The 4968-nt window shown below is 52.9% G+C and carries 4 protein-coding genes; 1 reads left to right on the forward strand and 3 read right to left on the reverse strand.

The genetic code is table 11. The features are described 5' to 3' along the window. Positions 1-143 precede the first annotated feature (143 nt). The 3 genes from dnaJ to ispE all read right to left on the reverse strand — a co-directional run bounded on the left by dnaJ (position 144) and on the right by ispE (position 2969). Entirely contained in the window at positions 144-1310 is a 1167-nt protein-coding gene (dnaJ, locus tag QZ310_RS13525) for a molecular chaperone DnaJ (RefSeq protein WP_297073797.1), read from the reverse strand. A gap of 21 nt (positions 1311-1331) precedes the next feature. Then, entirely contained in the window at positions 1332-1961 is a 630-nt protein-coding gene (locus QZ310_RS13530) for a nucleotide exchange factor GrpE (RefSeq protein ID WP_297073800.1), read from the reverse strand. Positions 1962-2147: 186 nt separating this feature from the next. Beyond that, positions 2148-2969, reverse strand: coding sequence for a 4-(cytidine 5'-diphospho)-2-C-methyl-D-erythritol kinase (gene ispE, locus QZ310_RS13535; protein WP_297073802.1), 822 nt, complete (start codon positions 2967-2969; stop codon positions 2148-2150). Positions 2970-3223: 254 nt separating this feature from the next. Between ispE and dnaB the strand changes: the two genes are divergently transcribed. After that, positions 3224-4795 (forward strand): replicative DNA helicase, encoded by a 1572-nt coding sequence (gene dnaB, locus QZ310_RS13540; RefSeq protein ID WP_297073803.1) that lies wholly within the window; start codon positions 3224-3226, stop codon positions 4793-4795. Positions 4796-4968: the final 173 nt, after the last annotated feature.

Consider the following 4968-nt stretch of genomic DNA (forward strand, 5'->3'; position numbering starts at 1 on the left):
TTTTGTTATTTTTATTTAAGCTGGTGATGGAATCTCCATTGGGACTTCGCAGCTTAGCTTACTGGTTGTAAGGTATTTGATGAAATAAAAAAATCACGGCGCATGGCACCGTGATTTTATTGTTTTTTGTATACCTTTCTTCTTTAAGATTCGAAGATGTGGCGGAGTTTGCTGAAGATACGGTTTTTGGTCGATTCGTTAGGGGTCATGTTGGGTTTGCCCTGCAGCGATTCGATTGTCTTCTTTTCATCGTCCGTAAGGGTCTCGGGGATATAGACCATGACGTTGATGAGCTCGTCGCCTGTGCCGTAGCCTTCGGTCGAGGGTAAGCCTTTTCCGCGAAGACGGAGCACCTTGCCTGGCTGAGTTCCGGCGGGAATCTTGAGACGGGCACGACCGGTGATGGTGGGAACTTCAACCGAGCCTCCGAGTGTTGCGGTCGGGATGTCGAGCATAAGGTTGTAGATCACGTCGTTGCCGTCGCGGATGAGTTCGGGGTCCTTCACCTCTTCAATCACGACGAGAAGGTCGCCGTTGACGCCTCCGTGGATGGCGGCGTTGCCCTGTCCCTTCACGGTCAGAGTCTGTCCGTCGGCCACGCCGGCAGGGATTGTGAAAGTGACCGTACGGTCTTCGCGTATCACACCTTCGCCGTGGCAGAAGTTACACTTTTCGGTGATAATCTTGCCCTCGCCCTTACACTGCGGACATTCCACAGCCGACTGCGAGAGGCCGAAAAGGGTCTGCTGCTGACGCAGGACTGAGCCTGAACCGCCGCAGGTCGGACATGTCGTGAATGCCGTGCCGTCCTTGGCTCCGGTGCCGTCGCAGTGTGTGTCCTTGACGAGTGTAGGAATCTTGAGGGTCTTGGTGACTCCGGTAGCAATCTCCGCGAGGGTCATCTTGACCTTTATGCGGAGGTCGGACCCCCGGCGCTGACGGCGACGCGTGCGGCCACCAGCGGTCTCGAAACCGCCCATATTGCCGAAGCCGCCACCGAAGATGTCGCCGAACTGCGAGAAGATGTCCTCCATTGAGAAGCCTCCTGCATGGAAGCCTCCACCGCCGCCCGGGAATCCCTGCGGACCCATATTGTGACCGAACTGGTCATATTTAGCGCGCTTTTCGGGGTTGGAGAGCACATCGTAGGCTTCGGCAGCCTCCTTGAACTTCTCCTCGGCCTCCTTGTCGCCCGGATTCTTGTCGGGGTGATATTGGATGGCCTTCTTTCGGTAAGCGCTTTTGATAGTCTTTTCGTCGGCATTCTTGTCGACTCCAAGCACTTCGTAGTAATCTCTTTTAGTAGCCATGAAACAGTGTTGTAGAAATCCTTACTGGCCCACAGCCACTTTTGCATGGCGGAGCACTTTATCGTTGATTGTATATCCTTTTGTCGGGGTGTCGATGACCATTCCCTTCTGTGATTCGTCGGTGACGGGTACCATCGCGATAGCCTCGTGAAGCTCTGCGTCGAAGGGTTTGCCGTTGCTCTCGATGGGCTTGACGCCGTTGGCTGCGAGGAATTTGACGAGCTTCTGATAAATCAGCTCCATGCCCTGACGGATGGAGGCGGGATCGTCGATTTTTGCGCTTGCCTCAAGACCGCGTTCGAAATCGTCCACGATGGGAAGAAGTCCTTTGAGGACATTTTCAGCGGCATTCTTGATTATGTCGGATTTTTCCTTTACGGTACGTTTGCGGAAATTGTCGAATTCAGCCATGAGGAAGAGATATTCCTTCTTTTCCTTGGCGAGTTTTTCCTCGGCATCCTGAAGCTGTTTATTGAGGGCGTCGATGTCGGAGAGCTGTTTGTTGATCATCTCGTTTTCCTCTTCTTCAGTAGAGTTCTGTTCGTCGAATGCTTCCTGCACGTCGTCCAGGATTGCACCGTCTTCGTTGATGTTGGCATCGCTCTCCTTGCCGGAGGCTTTGTCTTTGGGGTTATTGGGATTGTAGCTCATAATGCTTCGTATATCTTAATATCTTTATTTTATAATATAACATCAAAAAGGTTGCCAAAGACGCGGATGAAGATGATTTTTTCGCATCATTCATCCTTTTCGGGCAACATAATATTTAAAAATACAACAACGGGAGAGCTATAACGTTCAATCACCCAACAAAAAGCGAGGGTGACGGCCGTAGGGTCAGAGTGCGCCGGTGAAGATGTCGCAGTTGCCGAAAACCTCTGTCAGTCCTTCTGACAAAATGTCACCCCGGAAGAGTCCGTAGACGGCGGAGCCTGAACCCGACATGGACGCATAGATGGCTCCCATGTCAATGAGTTTTGTCTTGATGTCGGCAACCGCAGGGTGGAGGGGGAAGACCGAAGCCTCGAAGTCGTTTTTCATTTCTCCCTGCCATTCAGCGGGTGAGTCCTTGATGATTTCGCTGATTCTGCGGTCGGGGAAAGCGGGGACAACACGGCTGTAGGCCTGGGCGGTCGGAACGCTGACTGCCGGTTTGACTATCACTATGGAGTAGCCCTTGAGGTTGACATCCACGGGGGCGAACTCAGTCCCGATTCCGGTGCAGAGCATCGGCTTGTTGTAGATGAAAAACGGGCAGTCGGCACCCAATCCTGCGGCGGTTTCCGCCAGCTCGTCGTCGCTGAGACCGAGGGCGAAAAGCTCGTTGAGTCCACGGAGAGTGAACGAAGCGTCGGCCGAGCCTCCTCCCAGTCCGGCACCGTCGGGGATGATTTTACGGAGATAGATGTCGACAGGCGGGAGCGAGACCCGTTCACTCAAAGCCCTGTAGGCTTTCATTACAAGATTTTTCTCAGTCGGGCAGTCGACCTTGCGTCCGCTGACCGTCAGGGTGCTTTCCTCCCCTTTGGCGGGGACGATGTCAAGCACGTCGGTCCACGGGACAGGATACATCACTGTTTCTATATTGTGGTAGCCGTCCGGTCGCTTGCTGATGATGTCGAGACCCAGGTTGATTTTTGCGTTCGGGAAAAGAATCATAATTGATGGATTGTTAGGAGGAAAGAATGTTGCGGGTGCGCAAAGTTACGGTTTTTGTTGGTAAAATTTGTATTATCGCACCTTTTTGGCATTAAATTTGCGTACCTTTGTAACCGTAAACCTCCTCCCGACACTTTTTTCCCCACACTCTCCGAACCGTTCCCTCCCCATCCTCTCCCCTTGATTTTCCACGATTATCAATCTCCTCACTTCCATTCAATCCGTAATTCAGATATTCAGAACCAACTCCCGCCATGCCACAGGAATCATCCGGATTCAATCCCCAACGCTCTTCCCGTCAGAAGCCCCAGAACGTCTCAATCTTTGATCACGGTGGACGCATCCCCCCGCGTGACAATGATCTTGAAGAGGCCGTCCTCGGTGCTTTGATGCTTGAAAAGGATGCCTATACTGTGGTCTGTGACATTCTGAAGCCGGAGTCGTTCTACGATCCCGCCAATCAGAAAATCTATGCCGCCATTCAGAGTCTCGGTGCCGCTCAGCAGAGCATCGACATGCTCACCGTCACTGAGAAACTCCGTCTGATGGGCGAACTCGAAGGAGCAGGCGGCCCGCTCCGCATCTCCGAACTCACATCCCGTGTCGCTTCCGGTGCCCACGTCGAGTTCCACGCTCGTATCGTTGCGCAGAAATACCTTGCCCGAGAGCTCATCAAATTTGCCTCGCAGATTGAGGCTCAGGCATTCGACGAGAGCTACGACGTCGACGACCTTCTTCAGGAAGCCGAAGGCAAGCTCTTCGAAATCTCGCAGCGCAACGTCAAGAAAGACGTGACTCAGATCGACCCTGTCATCAATGCTGCAATCGAGCAGATTCAGACTGCCGCCAACCGCACCTCAGGTCTCTCCGGTCTTGAATCGGGCTACCATGAACTCGACAAGCTGACCTCAGGATGGCAGCGGAGCGACCTTATCATCATCGCTGCCCGTCCTGCGATGGGTAAGACTGCGTTTGTGCTTTCAATGGCCAAGAATATGGCCGTGGACTACAACATCCCCGTGGCCATCTTCTCGCTCGAAATGTCCAACGTGCAGCTCGTCAACCGTCTCATCCAGAATACCTGCGAGATTGAAGGTGAAAAAATCAAGAGCGGACAGCTCTCGCAGATGGAATGGGATCAGCTCATGTCGCGCGTGAAGAATCTCTATAGTGCTCCGCTCTATATCGACGACACCGCCTCGCTTTCAATATTCGAGCTCCGCACGAAAGCCCGCCGTCTCGTGCGCGAACATAATGTATCCTTTATAATCATCGACTACTTGCAGCTGATGAACGCTTCCGGCATGAAGTTCGGTTCGCGCGAACAGGAGGTCTCGATGATTTCACGTTCGCTCAAGCAGCTTGCCAAGGAACTCAATATCCCGATTGTGGCCCTGTCGCAGCTCAACCGAAGTGTAGAATCGCGCGGTGCCGACAGCAAGGATGGCAAGCGTCCGCAGTTGAGCGACCTCCGTGAATCGGGTGCGATCGAGCAGGACGCCGACATTGTCTGCTTTATCCACCGTCCGGAATACTATCTGCGCTCCGGAGTCGATGCTGCCGGCAATGACATCCGCGGTCTTGCCGAATTTATCGTTGCCAAGCACCGTAGCGGTCGTGTCGACGACGTGAAGATGCGCTTCAAGTCGCGCTATGCCCGTTTCGAGAACTGGGAAGGCGAGGTCGAGATGGCAAGCGGCAGCAAGGTGTCGCGCCTGAATTCCGGCGACGACGGCGGTGGCGACGGTTTTGCTCCTGCAAGTCCCTTCAGCGGCGGTTCCGCCGACATTCTCGGTGCCACATCCGACGACATGGCTCCTTTCTGATTTCTGTACCGGTCAAAAAAATCGCTGTCAGAGACTGCTGTAGCGGTGATTTTTAACGCTAATAAAACTTTTTTGAAACAAGGGTTGTTAGATAATTAAAATTAACAAAATCAACTATTGTTTTATGAAAAAAGCGTTATTAATCATTGCAGTCATGCTGGGTAGCATGAGTG

It is taken from the genome of uncultured Duncaniella sp. (genome assembly GCF_910577345.1).
GTDB lineage: Bacteria > Bacteroidota > Bacteroidia > Bacteroidales > Muribaculaceae > Duncaniella.